Raw genomic sequence first — 26,152 nt, forward strand, 5'->3', positions numbered from 1 at the left:
AACGCGCGTGCCCGCCGTCCCCCTGGTCACGGGGGTACGGCGGGCACGAGTGCGCCACGCGCGTCGGGGTCGAGGCCGGGTCAGCCCTGGCGTGCCAGGTCCGCGGCGCCGACGAGGCCCGCCTCGCCGCCCAGTTGCGCGGCGAGCACCTGTGCGTGCGGGCGCCACTCGCCGCCGACGAGCCACCGCCTGAAGGACTTGCGGATCGGTTCGAGCACGAGGTCGCCCTCGTCCGAGACGCCGCCGCCGATGATGAAGGCGGACGGGTCGAACAGCGAGGCCAGGTCGGCGAGTCCGCTGCCCGCCCAGCGGGCCAGCTCGCGGAACGAGTCGACCGCGACCGGGTCGCCCCGCCGGGCGGCGTCGCTGACGTGCCTGCCCTGGACGCCCTCCGGCGTGCCGTCGCCGAGCGCGAGCAGCACCTCGGCGTTCTCCGGCTGTGCGGCTGCCCGCTGGCGCGCGTAGCGCACGAGCGCGCTGCCCGAGGCGTACTGCTCCCAGCAGCCCTGGCTGCCGCAGCCGCACAGCAGCCCGTCGGGCACCACCCGGATGTGGCCGACCTCCGCCGCGACGCCGAAGCGCCCGCGCCGCAGCTTGTTCCCGATGATCACGCCGCCGCCGAGGCCGGTGCCGAGGGTGATGCAGATGACGTCGTCGTGTCCCTTGCCGGCGCCGAACTTGTACTCGCCCCAGGCCGCGGCGTTCGCGTCGTTCTCCACGACCACCGGCAGGCCGACGCGCTGCTCGACCTTGTCCTTGAGCGGTTCGTGCCGCCAGTTGATGTTGGGCGCGAACAGGACCGTCGCACGCTTGTCGTCGACGTAGCCGGCGGCCCCGATGCCGACGGCCTCGATCTGGTGTCCCTTACCGGCCCCCGAGACCGCTGAGCAGATCGCGTCGACGATCCCCTCGGCGGTGTCCGGGGTGGGCACCTTGTGCACATCGCGAATGGTGCCCTCTTCGTCGACGACGCCCGCCGCGATCTTCGTGCCGCCGATGTCGACGCCGATGGTGAGTCCCATGTGTCCCTCAGTTTTCGGTCGTGCCCCGCTGGGCCCAACGGTACCCGAGGGTCGGCGCCGCCCTGCTCAGTCCAGGTCGATGTGGCCGTCGGGGCCGGGGCGTTCGTCCCTCGGGTCACTCGGGTCGAGGGACTGTCGCGAGTCCTTCGGGCCGAGCTTCCCGCGGCCCTGCTCCGCACCGCCCGGTGCGCCGCCGCGTGTGGCGGCGTCGTCGGACGCGGCGCCGCGCGTCCAGCGGCTCTCCTGGTCCTGCACGGCGGAGCGGTACGCGGCGAGCAGTTCGCCGCCTGCGGCCGCGAGGTGGTCGAAGAAGTCGGGGTTGCGCTGGATCACGGGCTCGACGGCGGCCTTCGCCTGGCTGACGAACTGCTGGACGGCGCCCTGGGCGGCCATGCCGAACAGCGGGTTGTCGAGGGAGGTCAGCCGGTCGGCGACGGCGTCGGCGAACTTGCGCAGCTCGTCGGCGGCCGAGGACGGCGGCGGCCCGTAGACCGCGCGGCGCCTGGCCTTCTCCGCCGCCAGGTCCTCGGCGCACGCCGTGGCCCAGGCGTCCGCGTCGGGCCGCTCGCTCGCATCGCTCATGGGGTACTCCCGCGTCCGGCAAGGCCTCCCACCGCCCGGCGGCGGGAGATGTACACCTTCGACGGTACCCGAAGAGGGCCGGGCGGTTCAGAAGCTGTTGTTTTGCCCAGTGTGGGATGAGGTCGAGGGGGCTGGTGCTGTCAGATCCAAGGCGGAGGAGGGAGTCGACGCGGAGCGTCGGCGAGTGACGACAACGCCGGAGATGGCTGTGCCAGCCCCCTCGACCCCCGCAGGGGGCAAGACAACAGCTTCTCAGGTCCCGGCGGGCCCGTCCTTGGGCCACAGGCCGGGGTCCGGCGCGAAGCGGATCCTGAGGACGCCCTCGGTGAGAGCGGCGCCGGAGACCGTGCAGCGGCGCAGCGCAGGGGCCAGCGGCACGATCCTGCGGAACGGGCCGACGGTGAGCACCAGTTCGTGCTCCCTGCGGACGAGGTTCAGCTCGCTCTTGACCGCCCCGGGCAGCGGCAGGCACCACACGAGCAGGCCGTCGGCGGCGATGCGGTCCTCCACCCACCACGGCTCCGCGGCGCGCGCCTCGCCCGCCGCGCCCGCGTCGTCGGGGGCGGGGAGCCCGAGCGCGTCCAGGTCTCCGGCGCCCCGCGGGTCGCGGCCCAGGTGCGGCAGCTCGTGGACGGCGGGCCAGGCCGCGGCGGGCTCCCGCCAGGCCGCGACGCTCTCGCGCTGCAGCCGGCCCGCGGCCGCCAGCCAGGGGTGTCCGTCCGCCGGCGGCAGCACCCTGTTGGCCACGAGCGCGTCGGCGCGCAGGCCGTACAGGGCCAGGCCGGCGCGCGCGGTCCGCAGGGCCTCGTCGGCGGCGTGGCCGGGCTCGGCGACGAGCCGCACGGACGTGGCCGGATCCTCGATGAGGGCCTGTGCCGCGGCGAGTTCGGCGTCCTTGCGGCCGGCGGTCTCGTACAGCCACCTGGACGGCAGGGGCACGCCGGCGAGCTGCGCCATCATCGGGTGCAGCGCACGCGCGGCCTGCCGCTGCGGGGGCAGCAGGCGCCGCAGGTAGCGGCGCAGCGCCTCGGGCAGGGCGAGCAGGGGGAGGGCGGCGGGCAGCGGCGGCAGGTCGACGACGAGGACGTCCCAGCCGGCGTCGGCGGCGGTGCGCAGGGCGTGCAGCAGCGCGAAGCTGTCGCTGCCGGGCAGTTCCGTCAGCTCCTCGCCGCGCAGCCGCGGGGCGCCGAGGAGGTCGAGTGCGGGCGTGGCCCGCTCCTGGAGGGCGAGCAGTTCGGTGCGGAAGTGGCCCGCCGAGTCGACCCGCGCGGCCCACAGGCCGTCGGTGACCCGCGCGGGGTGTGCCGCGTCGGGCCCCGGCGCGGCGCCGAGTACCGGCTCGGCCGCCGGGTCGGCCGTGAGGAGCAGGGTGCGGTCGCCGCGGCGGGTGGCCGCGAGGGCGGTGGCCGCCGCGACGGTCGTACGGCCCGCGCCGCCGGGGCCGGTGACGAAGACCGTACGGGGGGACATGCGGGTCAGGCCCCCGCGCTCTCGGTGGACTCGACGCGCTTCTTGAGGCCCGCGAGCGCGCGGTCGATGATGACCTTCTCGGCCTTGCGCTTGATCATGCCGAGCAGCGGGATCTTGACGTCGACCGCGAGGCGGTAGGTGACTTCCGTGTGGGCGCCGCCCGCCAGGGGCGCGAGCCGGTAGGAGCCGTCGAGCGAGCGGAGCATCTGGGACTTGACGAGCGTCCAGGTGACCTCGTCGCCCGCCCAGGTGTAGGCGAGGGTGTGGTCGTCCTTGATCGCGCCCGCGTCGAGCACGAGCCTCACCTGCTCGGCCCTGCCCTGAGCGTCGGTGGCGAGCACCTCCGCCTCCTTGACCTCCCCGGTCCACTCGGGGTAGCGGCCGAAGTCGGCGATCACCGCCATGACGGCGGCGGGGGCCGCCTCGATCGTGATGCTCGAAATCGTGTGTTCCGCCATCGCGGTGCTCCTCGCAGACTGGGTACGCCGCGTGCAGGTTATCGCGGCCCTCGCGGCGCCTCCTGCGCGGTCCTGCGCCCTCTCACCACTCCAGGGCCCATGGCCTGCCGGTCGAGGCGAAGTGCCCGACGTTCACGCACTCGGTGGCGCCGATCCGCATGCGCGACGCGAGCGGCTGGTGCACATGCCCGAACAGCGCGTAGCGCGGCCTGGTGCGGTGGATGGCGTCGAGCAGGGCGGTGCTGCCCCGCTCGAAGCGGCGGGCGACGACGTCGTAGGTCAGGTCGGGCACCTCGGGCGGGATGTGCGAGCACAGGACGTCGACCTCGCCGAGCGCCTCGACCTTGGCGGCGTACTCCTCGTCGGGGATCTCGTAGGGCGTGCGCATGGGGGTGCGCAGGCCGCCGCCGACGAAGCCGAAGACGAGGCCGCCGATCTCGGCGCGCTCGCCGTCGAGGACGGTCGTGCCGGGGCGCGCGTACTCGGACCACAGGGCCGGCATGTCGACATTCCCGTAGGTGGCGTACGTAGGTGCGGGCATGGCGCCGAACAACTCCTCGTACTGGCGTCGCACGCCGGCCTCGATCGCCGCGGCGGGCGTCGCGTCGAGGCCCGCCCACAGCCCGGCGCCGAACGCGCGCGCCTCGTCGAAGCGGCGCTCGGTGCGCAGCGCGACGAGCCGGTCGGCGTTCTCGGCGCCGAACAGGTCGGGGAAGATGCCGCGGGAGTGGTCCGCGTAGTCGAGGAAGAGGACGAGGTCGCCGAGGCAGACGAGGGCGTCGGCCCCGTCGCCCGCGGCGGCGAGCCCCTTCGCGTTGCCATGGACGTCACTCACCACATGAACCCTGGTCACCTGTCACCTCGCTGTGCTCGCCCGTCCGCTGGCCGCCCGTGCCCGTCGCCCGGCGGCGCCGGGGCGACGGCGATCACCCCGCGGCCGCCCCTTGGACTACTGTGCACCGGGAGTCGCAAAAACCGTGTGACACCGGAACCATCTGGCCAGGGCACCGTCCATAGGACCGTACCGGCAGGTAACCTCTGCGGGCGGTCCGTGCGTACCGCAGCCGGGGCGCGTCAGGGCCGCGGCGCCGGCGCCCGATGAGGAGCAGCAGTTTTGCGTGAGTTCAGTCTTCCGGCCCTGTACGAGGTCCCGACGGACGGCACTCTGACCGATCTCGTGCGACGCAACGCCGCACAGTATCCGGACACCGCGCTGTTCGGCCGGAAGGCCGCCGGCGGCTGGGAGGACGTGACGGCGCGCCGGTTCCTCGACGAGGTGCGGGCCGCTGCCAAGGGCCTGGTCGCCGCGGGGATCGAGCCCGGCGACCGGGTGGCGCTGATGTCCCGCACCCGGTACGAGTGGGTCCTGCTCGACTTCGCGGTCTGGAGCGCGGGCGCGGTCACTGTGCCCGTGTACGAGACGAGTTCGGCCGAGCAGGTGCGGTGGGTGCTCGGCGACTCGGGCGCGGTCGCGGCCGTGGTGGAGAGCGGGGAGCACGCGGCGGCGGTGGAGTCGGTGCGCGATGGGCTGCCGGCGCTGCGCTCGGTGTGGTCGCTCGCCGGCGGCGGCCTGGCGGAGCTCGTGGCCGCGGGCGCGGACGTGCCGGACGCGGCGCTCGACGAGCGTGCCGCCGCGGGCAAGGCCGACGCGCCCGCCACGATCGTGTACACCTCCGGGACGACGGGCAGGCCCAAGGGGTGCGTCCTGACCCACCGCAGCTTCTTCGCCGAGTGCGGCAACATCGTCGAGCGCCTCGGCCCGCTGTTCCGCACCGGCGACTCGTCGCTGCTGCTGTTCCTGCCCGCGGCCCACGTCTTCGGCAGGATCGTGCAGTTGGCGTGCGTGATGGCGCCCGTCAAGCTCGGCTGCCTGGAGGACACGAAGAACCTGACCGATGAACTGGCCGCGTTCCGGCCGACGTTGGTCCTCGGCGTGCCGCGCGTGTTCGAGAAGGTGTACAACGCGGCCCGCGCCAAGGCGTACGAGGACGGCAAGGGCGCGATCTTCGACCGCGCCGCGGGCACGGCCGTCGCGTACAGCCGGGCCCTCGGCACCGCGCAGGGCCCGTCGTTCGGCCTGCGCCTGCGCCACCGGCTGTTCGACAGACTCGTCTACGGCAAGCTGCGCGCCGTGCTCGGCGGCCGCGGCGAGTACGCCATCTCGGGCGGCGCGCCGCTGGGCGAGCGTCTCGGCCACTTCTTCCGCGGCATCGGCTTCACGGTGCTCGAGGGGTACGGGCTGACCGAGTCCTGCGGGGCGACGACCTTCAACCCGTGGGACCGGCAGAAGATCGGCACGGTCGGGCAGCCGCTGCCGGGTTCCGTGGTGCGCATCGACGACGACGGCGAGGTGCTGCTGCACGGGGAGCACCTGTTCACGGGGTACTGGAACAACCCCGAGGCGTCCGAACAGGCACTGGCGGACGGCTGGTTCCGCACGGGTGACCTTGGCTCGCTGGACGAGGACGGCTACCTGACGATCACCGGAAGGAAGAAGGAGATCCTGGTCACGGCGGGTGGCAAGAACGTGGCGCCCGCGGTGATCGAGGACCGGATCAGGGCGCACGCCCTCGTCGCGGAGTGCATGGTCGTCGGCGACGGCCGCCCGTTTGTGGGCGCGCTGATCACGCTGGACGAGGAGTTCCTCGCGCGGTGGGCCCGCGAGCACGGCAGCCCGGCCGGCGCGACGGTCGCGTCGCTGCGGCTCGACCCGCGGCTGCTGGCGGAGGTCCAGCAGGCGGTGGACGAGGGCAACGCGGCGGTGTCGAAGGCGGAGTCGGTGCGCAAGTTCCGCATCCTGACGCGCCAGTTCACGGAGGAGAGCGGCCACCTGACGCCGTCGCTGAAGCTGAAGCGGAACGTGGTCGCGAAGGACTTCGCGGAGGAGATCGAGGCGCTGTACACGACGTGACCCGGCCGCGCCCGGCGGGCGCGGCCGGGTCGCGTCGCGCCGAGCGCGCGGGCGCCTGCGGCCCGGCGCAGCGGCGCACAGAACCCGGGCGCCGCTGCACGCGCGGCGTGCCGGTCCGGGACAGGCACCCGCACCCTGCCCTCTGGCGACCGGGCCCGGCCCGCAGCCCGTCCGGTACGGGCCGCCGGTGACGGCGGCGCGGCCCTGGGCGGGCGGGCTGCCGCCGCCCGGCGTACGCCCCGCACTCGCCGCACAGTCCCGACCAGGTACCCGCGCCCCAGCGCTTCGGACGCCGTCACCGGTGCCGTACGGACGCGGCCCGGGTCGGGCTGCCGCCGCCCGGATGAGGCCGCACACCACCGCGGCCGGGCCACGCGGTCGCGCCCCGGCACTCCGGCACCACGGCCGCACGTACGCCCGGTCACGGCGCCGCGCCCGTACCCGTCGCAGGCGCCGGCGGCCCGGGGTCCGCGCCACGGCCCACGGCACGCGTCAGGCCTCCGCGCGCAGGCGGACAGCTCGCCGTCGGCGCAGGCCCCGGCACATCGCGGCCCGCACGGACACGGCCGGCAGCCTGCGATGGCTGCCGCCAACGACGCGGCGCCGCGGCGCCAGCCGGGTGCGGGTCCGGGCAGGCGCCAGGACCGGCGGCCTTCGGCGGACGCCGTGCCCCAGCATGCGGCGCCCGCGCGGCGGCCGGGCCCGTTGGGGGGCGGCATCACCGGTCGCAGGGGGCGACGCGGCGGGCCGGGCCGTGGCCCTCGCGGGGCGTGCCCGGCGCGGCCCGTTTGCCGGGGCGCGGCGCTACAGCAGCGCCCTCAGCCTCTCGGCCAGGAGGTCCCAGCGCCACTTCTCCTCGACCCAGCGCCTGCCGCCCTCGCCCATCGCGCGGCGCGCCGCCGGGTCTTCCAGCAGCGTCACGATGCGCTCGGCCGCGGCGGCCGTGTCCGTGCCGGACACCACCCAGCCAGTCCGCCCCTGGAGCACCGCGTCCGGCGCGCCGCCCGAGTCGCCCGCGACCACCGGGAGGCCCGTCGCCGACGCCTCCAGGTAGACGATGCCGAGTCCCTCGACGTCGAGGCCGCCCCTGCGGGTGCGGCAGGGCATCGCGAAGACGTCGCCCGCGCCGAAGTGCGCGGGCAGCTCGGCCCACGGGACGGGCCCCGTGAAGTGCACGGACGCGGCGACGCCGGCCTTGGCCGCCCGCTCCCGCAGCGCCTTGGCGTACGGGCCGCCGCCCACGATCAGCAGCACGGCGTCCGGCACGGCCGCCAGGATCGCGGGCATCGCGTCGATCAGCGTGTCCTGGCCCTTGCGCGGCACCAGCCGCGACACGCACACGACCACCGGCCGGTCCGTGAGGCCGAGCCGGGCCCGCACGGCCGCGCCGCCCGAGTCCGGGTGGAACGTCTTCTCGTCGACGCCGGGCGGCAGTTGGACCATCCGGCCGGCCGCCTCCGGCGTGAGCGCCGCCGCGATGCGGGAGCGCGTGTACTCGCCCAGGTAGGTGATCGTGTCGGTGGACTCGCCGATCCTCCGCAGCAGCCGGCGCGAGCCCGGCAGCTGCGCCCAGGCCGCCTCGTGCCCGTGCGTCGTCGCGACGAGCCGGCGCGCGCCGGCGGCCCGCAGCGCGGGCGCCATCAGGCCGAGCGGGGCGGCCGCGCCGAACCACACCGCCTCGCAGCCGTGCTGGCGCAGCAGGCCGGCGGCGCGCCGCGTCACCCGGGGCGTGGGCAGCAGCATCGTCGTGCGGTCGCGCACCACGGTGAACGGCTGTTCCGCGTCGAACGCCGCCGTCGCGTCCCTGCCCTCGGCGCCGCGCTTCCAGGTGGAGGCGTAGACGACGACGCGGTCGGGGTCCAGCCGCAGCGCCATGTTGTGCAGGAACGCCTGGATTCCGCCGGGCCTCGGCGGGAAGTCGTTCGTCACGATCAGGGTCTTGCGCATCGGGCCGAACAGTACCTTCCCGGTGCGCCGGCCGTGTCCGTTGGCCCCGGCGCCGGTCCGCCCGGCATCATGGCCCTCGCAAACACGTGCGGACGACACGTGCGGACGACGCGACGGGACGGTCGATGGCGGGCGAGGGCGGCCACGGTTCACGGGGGAAGACGGCCATCGCCGTCGCCGTCTGGGTGCTCACCAGGGCGGTGATGCTCCTGCTCGTGTTCAGGGTGGCGTGGTTCCCGCACCTGCCGGGTCCTGACGTGACGAGCGACGTCTCCGGCATCTACCACGGCTGGTTCGAGGTGCTGAGGACCGGGACGTACCCGCTGTCCGACGTCACCTGGCAGTACCCGCCGGCGGCCGCGTTCGCGATCCTCTCCCCCGCCGTGCTGCCGTTCCTCGACTACACCTCCGCGTTCTTCGTGCTGGCGTGCGTGTTCGACGCGATCGGCTTCGGGCTGCTGCTGCGCGCCGGCACCCGCCCCGGACGGTCGCTGCGCGGCGCGTGGGTGTGGGTCGTCGGCGTCGCGCTGCTCGGGCCGACCGCGTACTCGCGCTACGACGTGATGGTGACGGCCGTCGCGGTCGCGGCCCTGCTCGCGGGGATCGCCCGCCGCCGTGCGGGCGGCCGCGCGGCGGGCGGGGAACCTGCCGGCGGGCGCGCGCCGGGAGTCATGGGCGCGCTCGCGGGGTTCGGCGCGATGCTGAAGGTGTGGCCGGTGCTGCTGCTCCTGGGCACTCCGCGTGGCCGCTGGACCCGGGTCTCCTGGGCGTCGGCCGCCGTCGCGGGCGCGGTCGTGACGCTGGTGTGCGTGCTGTTCGGGCCGGGCGCGTTCGCGTTCCTCGCCTTCCAGCGCGACCGCGGCACCGAGGTGGAGTCGCTCGGCTCGATCGTCTTCCACATCGCGCGCCACTTCGGCTGGAACGGCCAGGTGGTGCTGAACTACGGCTCGGTCGAGTTCGTCGGTCCTTACGTGTCCGTCGTGTCCGACGCCGCGATGGGGCTGAGCGCGCTGGGTTTCTGCTGGCTGCTGTGGTGGCGGCTGCGGGCGCGGGTCTTCACGGCCGCGACGCTGTGCGACGCCGCGTTCGTCGCGGTGCTGGTCTTCACCACGACGAGCCGCGTGATCAGCCCGCAGTACATGCTGTGGCTCGTGGGGCTCGCGGCGGTCTGCATGGTAGTGCGCGAGAGCGCGATGGCGGTGCCGGCCGTGTTCGTGCTGCTGGCGACCGCGGTGACGCTGATGGAGTTCCCGCTCGGCTTCGGGCACGTGGTGGCGAGCGACACGCTCGGCGTCACGCTGCTGGTGCTGCGCAACGCGCTGCTGGTCGCCGCGACCGTGATGGGGTGCAGGCTGCTGTGGACGCAGACGGCGGGCCGGCACGCGGTGGCACGCGGCAAGGGGGCCGCGGCCGAGCGCCCCGAGGTCAGCCCAGGCGCCCCGTCAGGTACGCGCGCCACAGCCGGGTGAAGGCGTCCGGTGTGAGCGACAGGACGTCGTGCAGCGCGGCGGCCACGGCGCCCTCGCGCCCGTCGTGCGCGCCGACCTCGCGGTAGAAGGCGTCGAGCTTCCCCGAGCCCCACTTGCGTGCGATCAGCTCGCAGGCGAGCCAGCTCTCCTCGTACGCGCTCGCCAGCGCGGCCGGGTCCGAGCCGAACGCGAAGTCGCCGTCGGCGGGGAGCGCGTCCGGCGGCCCGTCGCGGCGCAGCGCGGCCCGCAGTTCGGGCGCGAGGTCCGCGGCCGTGCGCGAGGAGCCCCGGTACGCGGACCAGTCGGCGAACCCCTCGGACAGCCAGGTCGGGGTGGCCGCCGAGGTGGCGCTCCTGGTCGCGACGTGCGTGGCCTCGTGCGTGAGGACGACCTGCTGGCCGAAGTCGCTGAGGGTGCCGAACGCGTCGGGGTTGACGATGATCCGGTCAGCGGGCGCCGCGCCCGCGCCGCCGGTCTCGCCGGTGGTGACGGCCGCGATGTCCCGGTACGCGGCGGCCGGGCGGCCGAGCAGCTCGGCCATCGCGCCGAGCGACGCCGGTACGTAGACGACGACGCGGCGCTCCCACGTTCCGTGCCACGCGGCGTCCACGGCGGGCACAGCGCGGTCGGCGGCAGCCGCGATCATGCGCAGCCTGGCCCTGTCCTGGCCGACGCCGAGCACGAGGCTGCGGGCGCCCTTGAGCGCCTCGACCCTGCCCTGCTGCCACAGTTGCCGCGCGCCGCCGTCGCCGGGCCGGTCGAGCGCCACGTACCAGCGGCCCGCGCGCCGGTCCAGCTGGAGGAAGCGCGGTGTGGAGACGGGCGCCCGGTCGTAGCCGCTGAGGCGGTAGCGCAACCGGGCGCGGACGGTGGCCGTGTCGCCCGTGCGGGCCACGCTGTCGACCTGGTACTGCCAGGACCGCAGCGGTACGGCGGCGAGGCTCGCGAACTCGGCGCGCTGCGCGGCGCGCAGATCGGTCGCCCGCGGGTCGATCGCGGCGAGGTATGCGTCCAGGTCGCGGTGCAGCAGGGCCGAGGCGCGCCGGTCGAGGACCTGGCGCACCTGCTGCTCGGTGGTGTCGGACGCGACCCGCTGCCCGGCCGTCGAGCAGGCGGCGCACAGGCAGGCCAGGGCGAGCACGAGTGCGAGCAGCCGTGCCCGCGCGGACGGCACGCCTGCGGCGCGGCCGGGGGTGCCGCGCCGGCCGGGGGTGCCGTACGGATCTGCCACGGTGCCGATCGTAGGGCGTGCGGCGGAACGCCAGGGCCCGATGCCCGGATCCGCGCGGGACGCCGGTCAGACCCTGGTGACCGAGTTGACGGGCAGCATGCCGACGGGGTCGTAGCGCACCGAGGCGCCCGGGTAGGGGGCGTGGATGACCTGCCCGTGGCCGGCGTACATGGCGATGTGACTGGCGTCGGCGCGGTAGGTGACGAGGTCGCCGGGGCGCGCTTCGGACAGCGGGATGCGGCGGCCCGCGTACCGCTGGGCCTGCGAGGTGCGCGGCAGGGCGACCCCGGCCTGCGCGTAGGCCCACTGCATGAGCCCCGAGCAGTCGAAGCTGTTCGGGCCTTCGGCGCCCCACGCGTACGGCTTGCCGAGCGCGCTGCGCGCCGCGGCGAGGGCCGCGGCGGCGCGCGACGAGGCGGGCGAGGCGCCACCGCCCTCGGCGCCGAACACGTCGCCGAGGTCGCCGAGGCGGCCGCTGCCGCGCGAGGCGCGGCCGTAGGGGGCGCGGTCGGCGGCGGGCAGCGCGGCCAGCAGGTGGCGTGCCTCGGCGAGTTTCGCCTCGACGGTGTGCTTGTGCCGGGCGACGGCGGCCCTGCTCTGCTTGAGCTGCGCGAGTTCGTGCGCCGCGGTGGCCCGTTCCTGGTCGAGACCGCGTTGGGCCTGCCGGAGCCGGTGCAGGGTGCCTGAGTCGTGCTCCCCGATCCGGTCGAGGAACGTGGCGCGTTCGAGGTACGTGTCCGGGTCGGACGTCAGCAGCAGCGCGAGCGACGGGTCGATGCCACCCGAGCGGTACTGGGCGCCCACGACGGACCCGAGGGCGCCGCGCATGGTGTTGATGCGCGCCTGGCCGCGCGCTGCGTCGCTCTGGGTGCTGCGGACGCGGTCCGTGAGGGTGGCGACCCGCTCGGTCGCGGCGTCGTAACTCTGCGTGGCGCGCTCCGCCTGCTCGTAGAGCGCGTCGACCCGTGCCCGGGTGGCCGCGGGGGTCGCCGCCGGCTGGGCGTCCGCCGGGGCGGCGCCGAGTGCCGCGGCGGCTGAGGCGGCGGCGGCCGACAGTGCGATGACGGCGCCGGCCCTGCCGCCCGCACCCGGGCCCTGCCGCCGGTGCCGCGCCGGTGCCGCGTGCCCGGAAGGGACTGGTCCTTCAGCAGACACCGGTCGTTGGCCTGACACCGGTGGACGGCGATGGGACACCACAGGAGCCGCACTCCCTTCCGCTGGACGCGCGCGGTGCGCGCTCACGCGGCCGGTGCCGCGCGCAGCAGACAGTAGCCGGGCGATCACGCACCGGCCAGCGACCCGCCCCACGCGACACACGGGCGCCCCGCGGGAGACCAACAGGTCACCGGCGGGGCGCGGTGTCAGCTCGGCGTGCACACAATCGCCCGTTCGGGCGGTGTGGTTCGCGGTTCGGCAGGTGTGCGGTGGGCGCCTCAGCCTACGCGGACGCCGTAGTCGAAGATCATGTCGGACATGGCCTCGTACTTGACGACCGTGCCCGTGTGAGGCGCGTGCAGCACCTGGCCGTTGCCCGCGTACATCCCGACGTGGCTGCCGCCGTCCATGATGACGAGGTCGCCTATCTCGAGCTGGCTCCTGCCGAGGTGGGGACCGACGGTGCCCTGGGCCTGCGAGGTGCGCGGCAGGGAGACGCCGGCGTGCGCGTACGCCCACATCATGAGGCCCGAGCAGTCGAACGAGTTGGGGCCGGTGGCGCCGTAGACGTACGGCTTGCCGAGCCTGGTCTGCGCGGCGGCGAAGGCGACCGCGGCACGCTTCGAGGCGGGCACGCCCTTGCCGAGCGAGACGCGCTGGCTGGAGCGGTTGGCCGCCTGCTGCTCGTCCTGCTGCATCTGCGCGCGCTGCTGCGCGGTCAGGGTGTTGAGCAGCTTGTTCGCGTCGGCGAGCTTGCCCTGGATTTCCTTCTTCTTGCCGCCGAGCTCCTTGCGGGCCGCGGCGAGGCTCTTCATCTTGTCCTGGGCCTGCTTGCGCTCCTGCGCGAGCTCACGCTGCTTGGCCTGGATCTCGCGGAGCTGGTCGGCCTGCTTGGCGCTGACCTGGTCGAGCGTGGACGCCTTGTCGAGGTAGCTGTCCGGGTTCGAGGAGAGGAAGAGCTGCACGGACGGGTCGATGCCGCCGGTGCGGTACTGGGCGGTCGCCATCGCGCCGAGCGCGTCGCGCATCTTGTTGAGATCGGCCTGGCCGCGCGCGACCTTGTCCTGAAGGTTGCCGACTTCCTTCTGGAGCTTGGCCTCCTGGCTCTTGGCGCCGTCGTACTTCTCCGTCGCCTGCTCCGTCTGCTTGTACAGGTCGTCGACCTTGGACTTGACGTCCTTGACGCTCGGCTTCGGGTCCGCGTGCGCGGCCTGCGAGGTGAGGGCGACGGCGGCGGCCGCCGTAGCGGTGAGCACCGAGACACGGGCGCGGTTCGGCTGCTTGGGACGACGGTGGGACGCCACGGAGGCGAGCTCCTTCTTCCTCAGCCGCCTGCCGGGCCCGTCTCTCCGCATGCGCGGGGCGCCGGTTCCGGCTCCGCGCGTCCCGCACCCCCGTGCTGAACTGAACTACGCGAATTCGGCGGTTCCTTCGCTGTTCACCCCGGGTGGGTGATCAACCGCGCGAAGGTTCGACCCGACCCTAGTGACCTTCTTGTGATCAGTTCAAATCCCAGCGCGAAAAATCTTCGTCAGGAGGGCATAAATTCCGGACTTTGCACAGCCGGTGACCGCGACCTGACGTTCTGCCGCGCTCCGTGAAGGGTGAAATCGGGCATTGGGCACAGGAGTTGCTCAGGAGCGCGAAAGCCGCTTCAGCAACAAGGCGGACGCTACCGGGCGCGCGCCCGCCGCCGCGACCCCGTCGGCCACCTCGCGGTCGGTGGAGACGACGACGACCGGACGCCCCGACGGCTCCGCGCGCACCAGTTGGCGGATCAACTCGTCCGCTGTGACGCCCGGCTTGGAGAACAGCACCCGCACCCCGCGCGGCGGCGCGAGCAGGACGGGCGCCGCGAGCTCCGCCCCGTCGAAGACGCAGGTGACCTCGGCGCCCGACTGGGCGGCAAGCAGCGAGAGCCCGCCGAGCAGCCGCAGGCGCTGCTTCTCCAACGGCATCGTGGGATAGCCGGTCTTCGTGACGTTGTAGCCGTCCACCACCAGGTGCGTCTGCGGCAGCGCGAGCAACTGGTCGAGCAGCGCGGGGTCGGTGGCGGACAGGGCGCGGGCGGCGATGTCCTTCGGCGACATCCGCCCCGGCTCGACCGCCTCCACCAGGTCGGCGGGGCGGCCGGACGCCGGCGGCAGGGCGAGCTCGCGGCGCAGCCCCTGCGCCGATTCGAGGACCGTGTCGAGCAGCAGCCTCAGCCGCATGTCCGCCACCGAGCGGCCCTCGCGGGAGGCGCGCCTGCTCGACTCGACGGCGGACTCCGCCTCCGCGAGCCGCGCCCTGACCCTGCGGGTCTCGCTCTCCGCCGCCGACACCTGAGCGGCGCCCTCGGCCCGCACCGCCTCCGTCTCGGCAGCGGCCTTGCGCAGCGCGGCCTCACCGCGCTTGACGTCGCTGAGCGCGCTGCGCAGCTTGCGGTGCAGTACGTCGGCCTCCTTGCGCGCGGCGTCGAGATCGGCGCGCAGCCGCTCGGTCTCCGTGCGGGTGAGCGCCTTCGCCGCGGCGAGTTCGTCGCGCAGCCGCTCAAGTTCGCGCCTGGCCTCGTCACCGGCACGTTCCGCGTCCGCGCGTTCGGCCTCCTCGCCCGCGGCGGCCACCAACTTCACCCATCCGGGGGGCCGCAGGACGTATGCTGCCGCCGCCACGTCCACCGGATCGGCCGCGGCGGGCGGCGACCCCGATTCGAGCGCGGCGGCCATCTCGGGCTCCGCGGCGGCCAGCCGCTCCCCGACGCGCTGCCGGAACACGGCGTCGCCCGCGAGCGCCGCGGCCATGGCGTTGCCGCCGAACCTGGCGCGCCGGGTCGGCGTGAAGCGGGCGTACTGGCGCAGCTGGCCGGGCAGCTCGGCGACGGTCAGGCCGCCGAAGGCGTCCGAGCACAGGGCGACGACCTTGCGCCGCACGCCTTCCGGCAGCGGGCGGTCGAGCTCCTCCGGGGACTCGTCGCCGGACGGCGCGGCCCCGGCGGCCGCGCCGTCCGGTTCAGCCCCGCCCGCGGGCTGCTCCACGATCCGTCACCCCACTACCTCGCTGCCCTCGTGCACCGCTCCGACCCAACACGTTCGGTCCGGCAACCTTACGGCCTGCCCTGGCCTCCGCAGCCTACGGAACCCGCCCATCCGGCGAGGCGGTCCGTACCGGATCGCCCCGGTGCGTCATGCTCTGTCCGTGATCAAATGGCGGACGGCGGACGGCCCGGTGGTGACCTACGGCATCATCGGGCTGTGCTGCCTGGCGTTCGTCGTCTCTCCAGTGTCGGGCCTCGATCCCGCCCACGGGAAGCCGGACGCCCTGCTGGCGGCGCAGAGCGCCTACTTCGAGCGGTGGGGCATCGTGCCCGACCAGCTGGTCGCGTGGACACCGCACGCCCTGGTCACGCCCGTCACCGCGCTGTTCGTGCACGGGAACTGGCTGCACCTGCTCGGCAACATGCTGTTCCTCTACGTCTTCGGCGGGATGGCCGAGGAGCGCATGGGGCACCTGCACTTCGCCGTGTTCTACCTCGTCGTCGGGGCGCTGGCGATGTCCGCGTACGCCGTGGCCAACGCGGACAGCGCCGAGACGCTCGTGGGGGCTTCGGGGGCGATCTCCGGGGTACTCGGCGCGTTCCTCCTGCTCTTCCCGGGGGCTCGGGTCACCAGCCTCTTCCCGTTCCTCTTCTTCCTGCCCCTGCGGTTCCCCGCCTGGACTGTGCTGCTGTTCTGGTTCGCGCTCCAGTGGTTCGCGCAGCGCCAGAGCTCCGGCGCTGCGGGGGCCCAGGCGGGGCCGCAGGTCGCCTATCTGGCGCACCTTGTGGGGTTCACCGCCGGGTTCCTGTACGCGGCGGCGTGCTACTGGCGGCCCGGTAGAGTGAGGGGCCAAGCCGTGGCCACCGAGGGAGAACGACAGCCGTGATCACCGCGATCGTGCTCATCAAGACCAGCGTCGACAGGATCCCCGAGATCGCCGAGTCGATCGCGGCGCTGGAGAGCGTCAGCGAGGTGTTCTCGGTGACGGGCACGTACGACCTGATCGCGATGGTCCGCGTGGCCCGCCACGACGACCTGGCGGACGTGATCCCCGGCCGGATCAGCAGGATCCAGGGCGTCGAGGCGACCGACACGCACGTCGCGTTCCGCACGTACTCGCAGCACGATCTGGAAGCGGCGTTCTCGATCGGCCTCGACGCCTGATCCAGGCGCCGGGCGCCGGGGCCTGACCCTGGCGCCCGGCAGCGGCGGCCGTCAGGCGGCCAGCTCGCGCACCGCCCGTACGAACCGCTCGACGTGCTCCTGCGGCGTGCCGGCGCCGAAGCTCACGCGCACCGCGTTCAGCGGCCCCTCGCCGCAGCCGTCACCGCCGTCCACGCCGTCCGCGCCCGTCAGCAGCCGGACGAGCGGGTGGGCGCAGAACAGCCCGTCGCGCACGCCGATCCCGTAGCGGTCGGAGAGCGCGGCGGCGAAGTCCGCGCTGTCGTACCCGTCCACGACGAAGGACAGCACCCCGACGCGGTGCGCGCCCTCGCCGAACAGGCTGAGCACCCGCACCCGAGGGAGCTCGTCCAGCGCGGCCGTCAGCCGGCCGAGCAGCACCTGCTCGCGCCCGGCGAGGTGCTCGAACCCGGCGTCGGTCAGCGCACGGCACGCGGAGGCGATCGCGTAGGCGCCGATCACGTTGGGCGAGCCGGCCTCGTGCCGTGAGTCGTCGGTGTTCCAGTCGACGGTGACGCCGCCGTCGCCGCCGCGCGCGACCCGGCGGGTGGCGCCGCCGCCCGCGAGGTACGGCTCGGCCGCCCGCAGCCAGTCGGCGCGGCCCGCGAGCACTCCCGCGCCGAACGGCGCGTACAGCTTGTGGCCGGAGAAGGCGACCCAGTCGACGTCGAGCGCGGCCACGTCGACGGGCAGGTGCGGCACGAGCTGCGCCGCGTCCAGCACGATGCGGGCGCCGTGGCGGTGCGCGGCGGCGGCCAGCTCGGGCACGGGCCACAGCTCGCCGGTCACGTTCGAGGCGCCGGTCACGCACACCAGCGCGGGCCTGGTCTCGTCACGCGCGGCCAGCGCAGCCTCCAGCGCCGCGACCGCGGCGACGGGCGTGCGCGGCGCGTCGAGAACGGTGACGTCCGCCGTGCGCCCCCAGGGCAGGAGCGCCGCGTGGTGCTCGGTCTCGAAGACGAAGACCTCGCAACCGGCGGGGAGCGCGGTCGCGAGGAGGTTCAGCGAGTCGGTGGTGGACCGGGTGAAGACGACCTGGTCGTCCTCGCGGCAGCCGAGGAAGCCGGCGACGGTGCGCCTGCTCTCCTCGAACAGGTCGGTGGACAGCCGCGAGAGGTGCCCGGCGCCGCGGTGGACGCTGCCGTAGTAGGGGGCGTACGCGGCGACGTCGTCCCACACGCGGCGCAGCGCGGGGGCACTGGCGGCGTAGTCGAGGGCCGCGTACGGGATCTCGGTGCCGTCGGCGAGCGGCACGGCGACATCGGTGCCGAGGACGGGCAGCGGCGCGGGGGCTGCGTGGCTGTCCTGGCGTGCGGCGGGGGTGTCCAGGGTGTCCAGGTTGACGGACATGGCGAATTCCTTCGTGGCAGTTCTGGTGAGGGGACACGGAGGGGCGCGCGCGGCGCCTATCGCATTCGCTTGTTCACGGACAGCTCCCTCTGAGGACCTGGACCCCAGGGAAACGCAGGGCCCGCGCTTGCCGCGGACCTCGCTGCCCACGGCCTGGTCTTCACCCGGGGCACCCCGCCACGGACGGAGGGTTGCCGGACAGCGGGCCGGGGCCGAAGTCGCTGTCACTCATGACCTGGGACGCGAGTATGCCACAGCCCCTCGCCGTCACGGCGGAGGGGGCCGCGCCCCTCCGTCCCGTCCCGCGGGCCCGCCCGCCCGGCCCTGCGGAGGGAAGGCACACGGCACCCGGGGCATCCCGCGCCCGGACCCAGAGGACTCGCGGCGATCGCACGCGCGGGTTTCCCCGCAGGTGGGGTGGCGCCTGCCTGCCCAGCCCGAGGCACGCGCGACCACGCGGCACCCCCTCGCGGCCGGGCGTCGGCCCGATGGCCTTCGCGCGCGTGACGCGAACACACCCGCCCCCGTCGACGGGCCCCGCACCTGCGGGAAACGGCTCGCGGCACTACCGGGACGCCCCACGCCAGGACACCAGGGACCTCACGGCCATCGCACGCGTGGGCGCGGATGCAGTCACCCCGGTCGGCGAGGCGGGCGCTCCCGCACCTGCGGGGCCCGGCTCGCGGCACTACCGGGGCGCCCCCGCCCCCAAGCACCGACGGGCACCCACGCCTGCGGGCGAAGGCACCCGGTGGCCACCGTGCCGCCCCGCGCCTGAGCCCCAGGGACATCACCCCCGCACCCGCGTGCGGGCACCCGCGGCGACCGGATCGCGGCACCACGCGGGACGCCCTCACGGCTGGACGTCAAGAGGCCGGCGGCAGGCGGGGCGCGCGGCGCCCCGCTCGCGTCAGCGGTTGGTCGCCTCGACCCAGTTCGCCAGGGCGCGCGCCGCCGCGCCCGAGTCCACCGACTCCGCGGCGCGTGCCAGACCGGCCGTGAGCTGGACGGAGAGCGCGTCGTCCGTCTGGTCGAGCGCCACCAGCGCGGCCGCGGCGTTCAGCAGCACCGCGTCCCGTACGGGCCCGCGCTCGCCCGCGAGGAGACGGCGCGCGACCTCGGCGTTGTAGGAGGCGTCCTGGCCGCGCAGGGCGGAGACGGGCACCAGGTCGAGCCCCACCGAGCGCGGGTCGAACGCCTCCTCCGCCACGAGGCCGTCCCGCACACGCCACACGCGCGACGTGGCCGTCGTCGTCAGCTCGTCGAGACCGTCGTCGCCCCGGAACACCAGCGCCGAGTTCCCGCGCTCCGCCAGCACGCCCGCCACGATGGGCGCCATGCGCGCGTCGGCGACCCCGACCGCCTGCGCCCGTACGCGGGCCGGATTGGTCAGCGGGCCGAGGATGTTGAACGTCGTCTGCGCGCCGAGCTCGCCGCGCGCCTTGGCCGCGTGCCGCAGCGCCGGGTGGAACTTCACCGCGAAGCAGAAGGTGATGCCGGCCTCCTCCGCGACCTCCACCACTCGCTCCGGCGTCAACTCCAGGTTGACACCGAGCTTGCCGAGCACGTCGGACGCGCCGCTCGCCGACGACGACGCGCGGCTGCCGTGCTTGACGACCTTCGCGCCCGTCCCGGCCACCACGATGGCCGCCATCGTGGAGATGTTGACGGTCTTCGCGAGGTCGCCGCCCGTGCCGACGATGTCGACCGTCCTGCCCGGCACCTCGATGGTGCGGGCGTGCTCGTACATCGCCCGTACGAGGCCCGTCACCTCCTCGACGGTCTCGCCCTTCGCGCGCAACGCGACCGCGAACCCGGCGATCTGCACGTCCGTCGCCTCGCCGCGCATGATGCGGTCCATCGCCCACGCCGTGTCGTCGGGGCCCAGGCTCTCGCCGCGCAGCAGCGCGTTCAGGACGCCCGGCCAGCTACGGGCCGCCACGGTGTCGCCTCCGGTGGGGGTCACAGCGCTCATGGTCGCTCCTGTGGCTGGGTGTCCTCAACGCCGGCGGGCCGCCGGCTGCGCGCTCCGTAGCCTATCGGCGCCGGGAGCCGGCACGACCGGGCCCCGGCCGGTGCCCCCGAGGGGACACGGACCGGGGCCCGGTGTGTGGTGACAGCGTCCGGCGGAGCCGGGGATCAGTGGTGGCCGTGGCCGCTGGTGATCTCCTTGTACTCCTCGGCGGTCGGCTTGGGGATCTGGTTCCCCTCGCCGTAGTAGCCCTTGCTGAGGCGCGCCCGCAGCTTCTCGCCGCGGGGCAGCTTGCGCTCCACGCCGTTCTCGTCGACGGTCTCGCCGACGTCGAGCGGCTGGTACTGCTCGTGCGCCGTGAGCTTGAACCGATCGGCCTGGTTGAGCGGCGTGTGCACCTCGACGAACTCGCCGTGCGGCAGCCGCTTGATGACGCCAGACTCGCGGCCGTGCAGCACCTTCTCCGCGTCACGCCGCTGCAGGCCCATGCAGACCCGCTTGGTGACGATGAACACGAGCACCGGGACGACGAAGAACGCGATCCGCACGAACCACGAGATGTTCTCGATCGACAGGTGGAAGTGCGTGGCCCAGATGTCGTTGCCGCCGCCGACGAGCAGGACGAAGTACCACGAGATCCACGCCGCGCCGAAGCCGGTGCGGGTCGGCGCGTTGCGCGGCCGGTCCGCGATGTGGTGCTCGCGCCTGTCCCCGGTCACCCAGGCCTCGATGAACGGGTAGACGGCGATCGCGGCCAGCACCAGCGGGAAGATCACCAGTGGGATGAACACGCCCAGGACGAGCGTATGGCCCGCGAAGTTGATCTCCCAGCCGGGCATCACACGGATCAGGCCCTCGGAGAAGCCCATGTACCAGTCGGGCTGGGCGCCGGTGGAGACCTGGTCGGGCCGGTAGGGTCCGATGGCCCAGATCGGGTTGATCGATGCGATCGCCGCGACGATCGCGATCAGGCCGAACACCAGGAAGAAGAAGCCGCCCGCCTTGGCCATGTAGATCGGCAGCAGCGGCATGCCGACGACGTTCTTCTCCGTGCGGCCCGGCGCCGCGAACTGCGTGTGCTTGTGGAAGAACACCAGGATGAGGTGCGCCGCCACCAGCCCGAGCATGATGCCGGGCAGCAGCAGGATGTGGATCGAGTAGAACCGGGCGACGAAGTCGCCGCCCGGGAACTCGCCGCCGAACAGGAACATCGACAGGTACGTGCCGACGACCGGAACGGACAGGATCGCGCCCTCCATGAACCGCACACCGGTGCCGGACAGCAGGTCGTCGGGGAGCGAGTAGCCGGTGAAGCCGGTGAACATGCCCAGGACGAACAGCAGGAAGCCGAACAGCCAGTTGACCTCGCGCGGCTTGCGGAACGCGCCCGTGAAGAACACGCGCATCATGTGCACGAACATCGCCGCGAGGAAGATCAGCGCGGCCCAGTGGTGGATCTGCCGGATCAGCAGACCACCGCGGACGTCGAAGCTGATGTTCACCGTGGAGTTGAACGCCTCGGACATCCGGATGCCCTGGAGCGGCACGTAACTGCCGTGGTACACCACTTCGTTCATCGAAGGGTGGAAGAACAGCGTCAGGTACACACCCGTGAGGATGATGATGATGAAGCTGTAGAGCGAGACCTCACCCAGCATGAAGGACCAGTGGTCCGGGAAGATCTTGCGCATGTTCGTCTTGGCCAGGGAGTACAGGCCGAGCCGGCCGTCCGCCCAGTCCGCGATGCGCTCGCCCGCGGGTGCCTCGCGGTTCGGTGCAGTAGTGGTACTCATCCGCGCTCCCAGAAGGCAGGGCCGACGGGCTGGTCGAAGTCGCCGAGCGCCTCCAGGTTGCCCTGGCCGTTCACGCCGATCCGCAGCTGCGGAAGCGGGTGGCCGGCCGGGCCGAAGATGACCTTGGCGCCGTCGGAGAGGTCGAAGGTGGACTGGTGACACGGGCACAGCACGTGGTGCGTCTGCTGCTCGTAGAGGCTGATCGGGCAGCCGACGTGGGTGCAGATCTTCGAGTAGGCGACGATGCCCTGGTGCGACCAGTCGAGCTCGCGCTTGTCCTTGATCTCGTCCGGCTTGATGCGGACGATCATCAGGGCGGCCTTGGCGATCTGCTCCTGGAAGTCCTCGTCCGACTCCTTCAGCCCGTCGGGCATGGCGAAGGTGAGCGAACCGACGCCCACGTCCTCGGGACGCAGCGGCTGCATCGTGTTCATGTTGATGAGCTGCTTGCCCTTGGCCCACATGGTGGCGCGGAGCTTCTTCTCGGGCAGCGGGCCCAGGTCGCGCAGGAGCATGACACCGGAGAGCGGAACGAGCGCCATGGCGCCGAACATCGTGTTCCGGATCAGCTTGCGGCGACCGAAACCGGACTCGGCGACGCCGTCCGCGAAGTCCGACATGACCTTCGCGCGGACCTCGGGCGGCGACTCGATGGCGTGCCGGTCGTCCGGCGTCTCGCGGTCGGACATCAGCGTCCTGGCCCAGTGCACGGCGCCGGCGCCGATGCAGAACAGGGCGATGCCCAGCGTGATGCCGAGGGCGAAGTTCAGGATGCTGACGTGCCCGAACGGGAAGATGTAGACGATCTTGTCGATCGGGAACGCCACGTACGACGCGATGAACGCGACGGTGGCCAGCATCGAGAGGACGAACAGGAAGGCGACCGTGCGCTCGGAGCGCTTGGCGGCCCGCTCGTCGATGTCCTGGATGCGCGGCAGGTGCGGGGGCAGCCCCGGGTCCGCGAACGGGTCCTCCTCACCGCGGGCGAGGGGGCCGTGTGTCTGCTCGCTCGGCAGCTTCTCTTCCGGCGGCGTGTCTTGGCTCATGACTTCTTGGCCTTAGCGGTGTGGGCCGCGATCCAGACGGTGACGGCGATGATGGCGCCCAGACCGAAGATCCAGGCGAAGAGGCCCTCGCTCACCGGGCCGAGGCCACCGAGCTTGAGACCGCCGGGCGTCGAGGACTTCGAGCTGTTGATCGTGTGGATGTAGGCGATGATCTGCTGCTTCTGCTTCGTCGGCATCGTCGTGTCCGGGAAGGACGGCATGTTCTGCGGGCCGGTCTGCATGGCCTCGTAGATGTGCTTGGCCGACGCGCCTTCGAGGTCGGGCGCGAACTTTCCGTCCGTGAGCGCACCGCCCTCGCCGCTGAAGTTGTGGCACTGGGTGCAGTTCGTCCGGAACAGCTCGCCGCCCTTGGCGACGTCCGACCCCGCGGGGTTGTACTCCTTGGAGGTCGGGATGGACGGACCGGCGCCGAGAGACGCGACGTACGCGGCGAGCTGGTCGATCTGCTTCTGGTTGTACTGGACCCGCTTCTTCTCGATCTGCGGGCCGGGCTGCTGCGCCGGCATGCGCCCGGTGCCGACCTGGAAGTCGACGGCCGCGGCGCCGACGCCCACCAGGCTCGGGCCCTCGGAGCTGCCCTGACCACCGGTTCCGTGGCAGCTGGCACAACCGACGTCGTAGAGCTTCTTGCCCTCGTCGATGGCGAGGGACTGGGCGGAAGTGTCAGCTTGCGCCTTGTCCGCGGGCGCGAACGCGGCGTACAGCCCCCCTGTGGCCGCCAGCGCGAGGAGTAGGACGACGACCGCCGCCAATGGGTGGCGTCGTCGTGCGGAGAGCTTTTTCACGGATTACCCCGGTGTCAGGATCTTCTGCGTCGGTACTTCTGGTGTGTGTGCGAGCGCGTCGGGCGCGTGCCCCGCTACTTGATCAGGTAGATCGTGGCGAAGAGGCCGATCCAGACGACATCGACGAAGTGCCAGTAATAGGACACGACGATGGCGGCCGTAGCCTGCTCATGGGTGAATCTCTTGGCCACGTACGTACGGCCGAGCACGAACAGGAAGGCGATGAGCCCGCCCGTCACGTGCATGCCGTGGAACCCGGTGGTCAGGTAGAACACCGATCCGTACGGGCCGGACGAGAGCGAGATGCCGTCGTCCTTGACCAGATTGGTGTACTCGAAGATCTGGCCGCCGATGAAGATCGCACCCATGATGAACGTGATCACGAACCACGATCGGAGCTTCTTCACGTCACCACGCTCGGCGGCGAAGACGCCGAGCTGGCAGGTGAGCGATGAGAGCACCAGGATCGTGGTGTTGCCCGCCGCGAACGGGACATCCAGGTGCGTGTTCATGGAGTGCCAGAACCCGCTGCCCATCACCGAACGCAGGGTGAAGTACATCGCGAAGAGGGCCGCGAAGAACATCAGCTCGGAACTCAGCCAGATGATGGTTCCGACGCTGGTGAGGTTCGGCCGATTGACCGTCGGGTGCGCGTGCCCGGTTTCTACTGTCGTTGCTGTCGCCACGACGGACATTATGTCGGTCGCTTATCCCGCCCTCACCCCGGGGGGTCCCGTTCGGTGTGTCTATGCCCTGTGTCCAGCTCGAACGGCTCAGTCAACGGCTCGGCCGACGAACGTTCTTACCGGTGCTGACAGGGCGTGGGACGGAGTAGCATCCGCGCAACGGTCCATGGCGGGGGCGACCGCCCTGGGCCGGCGCAGATGCCTCAAGCCATGGAGGAACAATGCGGCCGACCGCCACCGTGCTTGTCTACAGCGACGACGCCAACACCCGTGAACAGGTCAGGCTGGCCGCGGGGCGCAGGCCGGCGGCCGACGTCCCGCCGGTCGCGTTCCTGGAGTGCGCGACGCTGCCTGCCGTGCTGGACGCCCTGGACCGGGGCGGAGTGGACGTCTGCGTGCTGGACGGGGAGTCCGTGCCGGCCGGCGGCATGGGCGTGTGCCGGCAGATCAAGGACGAGGTCTTCGCCTGCCCGCCGGTGCTGCTGCTGATCGGCCGCCCGCAGGACGCCTGGCTCGCCACGTGGAGCCGCGCCGACGCGGCCGTCACTCTTCCGGTTGAACCTGTGGGGTTCGCGGACGCGCTGGCGTCGCTCCTGCGCCGCAGGCTGGCCGTCGGAGCCTGATCGGGTCCTGCCCTACCGAGGGTCGGCTCGGGGCGCGGCAGCGCCGCCCCGGGCCCCCTGAGGGGCGGGAGCGGCGCTTCCTGCGCTACGCGTGCGGTCGGCGGGGGTTCAGACCGCCGGGCGCAGGCGCGAGGCCTGGACGACGTTCCGGTCGGAGTTCACCGCGCTCTTGCCGGCTCCGCTGGACGAGCCCGACCCATTGAGGGCGCTGCCCTTCTGCCACTTGGCCCAGCTGAGGTTCCAGTCACCGAAGCCGTTGCCGAACGGCTCCATCATGTCGCCGTCGCTGTTTATGACCTTGACGATGTCGCCGGGGCGCACCTCGTCGAAGTACCACTCGGCGGCGGCGGTCGACATGCCGGTGCAGCCGTGGCTGGTGTTGGCGACGCCCTGCGCCCCCGCCGACCACGGTGCGGCGTGCACGTACTCGCCGCTCCAAGTCACCCGGGTGGCCCAGTGCACCGGGATGTCGTACGAGTCGGAGCTGCCGGCGGCGATGCCCACGGTGGAGCTGCGCATCTGCACGAAGGCCTGCTTCTCCAGCACGACCTTGATGCCGTTGCGCGTGTCGAAGCCCGGCTTGCCCGTGGAGACGGGGATGGTCTTGATCTCCTCGCCGTTGCGGTACACCGTGAAGGTGTGGTCGGCGACGTCGGTGACGGCGATGAAGCGGTCGCCTGTGGTGACGGTGAGCGGCTTGGAGTCGCCGCCGTAGAGCTTGCCGTCGACCTTCACGCCGCCGAGGTTGCTCGTCGCCTTGATGGTGGCGTGGGTGGGCCAGTACTCCTTCGGCCGGTAGTGCAGGTGCGTGGAGTCGACCCAGTACCAGGAGCCGTTGGTGGCGGGCACGGAGGTGACCTTGAGGGAGCGCTCCACTATGGCCCGCGCCGACTTGGACTTCACGGGCGCGCTGAGCTTCGCGGTGATGGGCTCGCCGACGCCGTACTCCCCCGCCTGCGGGCCGAAGGTGACTTTCAGCTGCTTCTTGGAGGGGGGCGGCGCGGTGTCGAAGGACAGCTTGCGGGTGCCGGGCTTCCCGTCACCGTCCTCCGTGGCCACCTTCACGGTGTAGTGGGTGCCGGCGGTGAGGGGGGCCGTGGAGCGCCAGCGCAGGCCGTCGGCGGCCAGTTCGCCGGCGAGGTGGTGGCCGGAGGCGTCGACGGCGGTGACGTCGGTGATGCGCCCGTCGCCGTCCTTGGCCGTGATCTCCAGCGGCTTGTTCAGCGGCCAGGGCTTCTTGTCCTTGGCGGCGGCGAACGAGATCTGGTCGGCCGCGTCGTAGGGGTGCGTGGAGAGCTTCCCGCTGTCGGTGCCGCCGCACGCGGCCGCCCCCGCCCCGAGGGACGCGAGCAGCAGGGTGCAGCCGGCAACGGTGCGGTAGCGAGGCGTGTGGTTCATGGACCTCACGCTATGAAGGTTCGTCACGACTGGC

22 protein-coding genes and 1 riboswitch are annotated in these 26,152 nt (G+C 73.0%); of the genes, 5 read left to right on the forward strand and 17 right to left on the reverse strand.

Annotated elements, in window-relative coordinates:
• Nucleotides 1-80: 80 nt before the first annotated feature.
• The 5 genes from IH48_RS0126035 to IH48_RS0126055 form a co-directional block, all read right to left on the reverse strand.
• Nucleotides 81-1,022 carry an ROK family glucokinase gene (locus tag IH48_RS0126035; RefSeq protein WP_030909476.1) on the reverse strand — a complete coding sequence of 314 codons (942 nt, stop codon included), beginning with the start codon at nt 1,020-1,022 and terminating at the stop codon, nt 81-83.
• Between the two features lie 66 nt (nt 1,023-1,088).
• Nucleotides 1,089-1,604, reverse strand: a complete 516-nt coding sequence (locus IH48_RS0126040; protein WP_030909479.1) for a DUF5304 domain-containing protein — start codon at nt 1,602-1,604, stop codon at nt 1,089-1,091.
• Nucleotides 1,605-1,856: 252 nt separating this feature from the next.
• The gene (locus IH48_RS0126045; RefSeq protein ID WP_030909482.1) at nt 1,857-3,074 is read right to left on the reverse strand and encodes an ArsA family ATPase; all 1,218 of its coding nucleotides are present in this window, start codon (nt 3,072-3,074) and stop codon (nt 1,857-1,859) included.
• Nucleotides 3,075-3,079: 5 nt separating this feature from the next.
• Nucleotides 3,080-3,532, reverse strand: a complete 453-nt coding sequence (locus IH48_RS0126050) for an SRPBCC family protein (protein ID WP_030909485.1) — start codon at nt 3,530-3,532, stop codon at nt 3,080-3,082.
• Nucleotides 3,533-3,614: 82 nt separating this feature from the next.
• Nucleotides 3,615-4,385: a metallophosphoesterase family protein gene (locus IH48_RS0126055; RefSeq protein ID WP_078850036.1), complete on the reverse strand. Its 771-nt coding sequence runs from the start codon at nt 4,383-4,385 to the stop codon at nt 3,615-3,617.
• A 261-nt stretch (nt 4,386-4,646) separates the two neighbouring features.
• Here IH48_RS0126055 and IH48_RS0126060 point away from each other — a divergent pair, with 261 nt between their 5' ends.
• Nucleotides 4,647-6,443 carry an AMP-dependent synthetase/ligase gene (locus tag IH48_RS0126060; RefSeq protein WP_030909491.1) on the forward strand — a complete coding sequence of 599 codons (1,797 nt, stop codon included), beginning with the start codon at nt 4,647-4,649 and terminating at the stop codon, nt 6,441-6,443.
• An 804-nt stretch (nt 6,444-7,247) separates the two neighbouring features.
• Here the strand turns inward: IH48_RS0126060 and IH48_RS0126065 are convergent.
• Nucleotides 7,248-8,390 carry a glycosyltransferase family 4 protein gene (locus tag IH48_RS0126065; RefSeq protein ID WP_030909494.1) on the reverse strand — a complete coding sequence of 381 codons (1,143 nt, stop codon included), beginning with the start codon at nt 8,388-8,390 and terminating at the stop codon, nt 7,248-7,250.
• Between the two features lie 125 nt (nt 8,391-8,515).
• Between IH48_RS0126065 and IH48_RS0126070 the strand changes: the two genes are divergently transcribed.
• Nucleotides 8,516-9,859 (forward strand): glycosyltransferase 87 family protein, encoded by a 1,344-nt coding sequence (locus IH48_RS0126070; protein WP_051840584.1) that lies wholly within the window; start codon nt 8,516-8,518, stop codon nt 9,857-9,859.
• Here IH48_RS0126070 and IH48_RS0126075 read toward each other — a convergent pair.
• The 4 genes from IH48_RS0126075 to IH48_RS0126090 form a co-directional block, all read right to left on the reverse strand.
• Entirely contained in the window at nt 9,816-11,090 is a 1,275-nt protein-coding gene (locus IH48_RS0126075; protein ID WP_324604333.1) for a hypothetical protein, read from the reverse strand. The two genes, IH48_RS0126070 and IH48_RS0126075, sit on opposite strands and share 44 nt — an antisense overlap.
• Before the next feature lie 66 nt (nt 11,091-11,156).
• A complete protein-coding gene (locus IH48_RS0126080; RefSeq protein ID WP_420705544.1) occupies nt 11,157-12,245 on the reverse strand; it encodes an NlpC/P60 family protein in 1,089 nt (362 codons plus the stop codon).
• Between the two features lie 278 nt (nt 12,246-12,523).
• On the reverse strand, nt 12,524-13,549 hold the full coding sequence (locus IH48_RS0126085) for a C40 family peptidase (protein WP_030909507.1): 1,026 nt from the start codon (nt 13,547-13,549) through the stop codon (nt 12,524-12,526).
• Between the two features lie 330 nt (nt 13,550-13,879).
• On the reverse strand, nt 13,880-15,262 hold the full coding sequence (locus IH48_RS0126090) for an NYN domain-containing protein (RefSeq protein WP_030909510.1): 1,383 nt from the start codon (nt 15,260-15,262) through the stop codon (nt 13,880-13,882).
• Between the two features lie 160 nt (nt 15,263-15,422).
• Here IH48_RS0126090 and IH48_RS0126095 point away from each other — a divergent pair, with 160 nt between their 5' ends.
• Entirely contained in the window at nt 15,423-16,148 is a 726-nt protein-coding gene (locus IH48_RS0126095; RefSeq protein ID WP_030909513.1) for a rhomboid family intramembrane serine protease, read from the forward strand.
• Nucleotides 16,145-16,426: an Lrp/AsnC family transcriptional regulator gene (locus IH48_RS0126100; RefSeq protein WP_030909516.1), complete on the forward strand. Its 282-nt coding sequence runs from the start codon at nt 16,145-16,147 to the stop codon at nt 16,424-16,426. The genes IH48_RS0126095 and IH48_RS0126100 overlap by 4 nt, the downstream gene beginning before the upstream one ends.
• Before the next feature lie 51 nt (nt 16,427-16,477).
• Here IH48_RS0126100 and IH48_RS0126105 read toward each other — a convergent pair whose 3' ends face one another.
• The 6 genes from IH48_RS0126105 to IH48_RS0126130 form a co-directional block, all read right to left on the reverse strand.
• On the reverse strand, nt 16,478-17,794 hold the full coding sequence (locus tag IH48_RS0126105; protein ID WP_030909519.1) for an aminotransferase class V-fold PLP-dependent enzyme: 1,317 nt from the start codon (nt 17,792-17,794) through the stop codon (nt 16,478-16,480).
• Between the two features lie 118 nt (nt 17,795-17,912).
• A riboswitch (SAM riboswitch) is annotated at nt 17,913-18,030 on the reverse strand.
• 674 nt (nt 18,031-18,704) lie between these two features.
• Nucleotides 18,705-19,769 carry an anthranilate phosphoribosyltransferase gene (trpD, locus tag IH48_RS0126110; RefSeq protein WP_030909522.1) on the reverse strand — a complete coding sequence of 355 codons (1,065 nt, stop codon included), beginning with the start codon at nt 19,767-19,769 and terminating at the stop codon, nt 18,705-18,707.
• Between the two features lie 164 nt (nt 19,770-19,933).
• A complete protein-coding gene (locus IH48_RS0126115; protein ID WP_030909525.1) occupies nt 19,934-21,559 on the reverse strand; it encodes a cytochrome b in 1,626 nt (541 codons plus the stop codon).
• A complete protein-coding gene (locus IH48_RS0126120; protein WP_030909527.1) occupies nt 21,556-22,605 on the reverse strand; it encodes a ubiquinol-cytochrome c reductase iron-sulfur subunit in 1,050 nt (349 codons plus the stop codon). The genes IH48_RS0126115 and IH48_RS0126120 overlap by 4 nt, the downstream gene beginning before the upstream one ends.
• The gene (locus IH48_RS0126125) at nt 22,602-23,411 is read right to left on the reverse strand and encodes a c-type cytochrome (protein ID WP_030909530.1); all 810 of its coding nucleotides are present in this window, start codon (nt 23,409-23,411) and stop codon (nt 22,602-22,604) included. Before IH48_RS0126125 ends, IH48_RS0126120 begins: the two co-directional genes overlap by 4 nt.
• A gap of 74 nt (nt 23,412-23,485) precedes the next feature.
• A complete protein-coding gene (locus tag IH48_RS0126130) occupies nt 23,486-24,106 on the reverse strand; it encodes a cytochrome c oxidase subunit 3 (protein ID WP_030909533.1) in 621 nt (206 codons plus the stop codon).
• A gap of 212 nt (nt 24,107-24,318) precedes the next feature.
• Here IH48_RS0126130 and IH48_RS0126135 point away from each other — a divergent pair, with 212 nt between their 5' ends.
• Nucleotides 24,319-24,720: a hypothetical protein gene (locus tag IH48_RS0126135; RefSeq protein WP_030909536.1), complete on the forward strand. Its 402-nt coding sequence runs from the start codon at nt 24,319-24,321 to the stop codon at nt 24,718-24,720.
• A 108-nt stretch (nt 24,721-24,828) separates the two neighbouring features.
• On the opposite strand, the gene IH48_RS0126140 is transcribed toward IH48_RS0126135, so the two are convergent.
• Nucleotides 24,829-26,118 carry a L,D-transpeptidase gene (locus tag IH48_RS0126140; protein ID WP_030909539.1) on the reverse strand — a complete coding sequence of 430 codons (1,290 nt, stop codon included), beginning with the start codon at nt 26,116-26,118 and terminating at the stop codon, nt 24,829-24,831.
• Between the last annotated feature and the right edge of the window lie 34 nt (nt 26,119-26,152).

This window comes from Streptomyces sp. NRRL F-5126 (assembly GCF_000721265.1).
Taxonomy (GTDB): Bacteria; Actinomycetota; Actinomycetes; order Streptomycetales; family Streptomycetaceae; genus Streptomyces.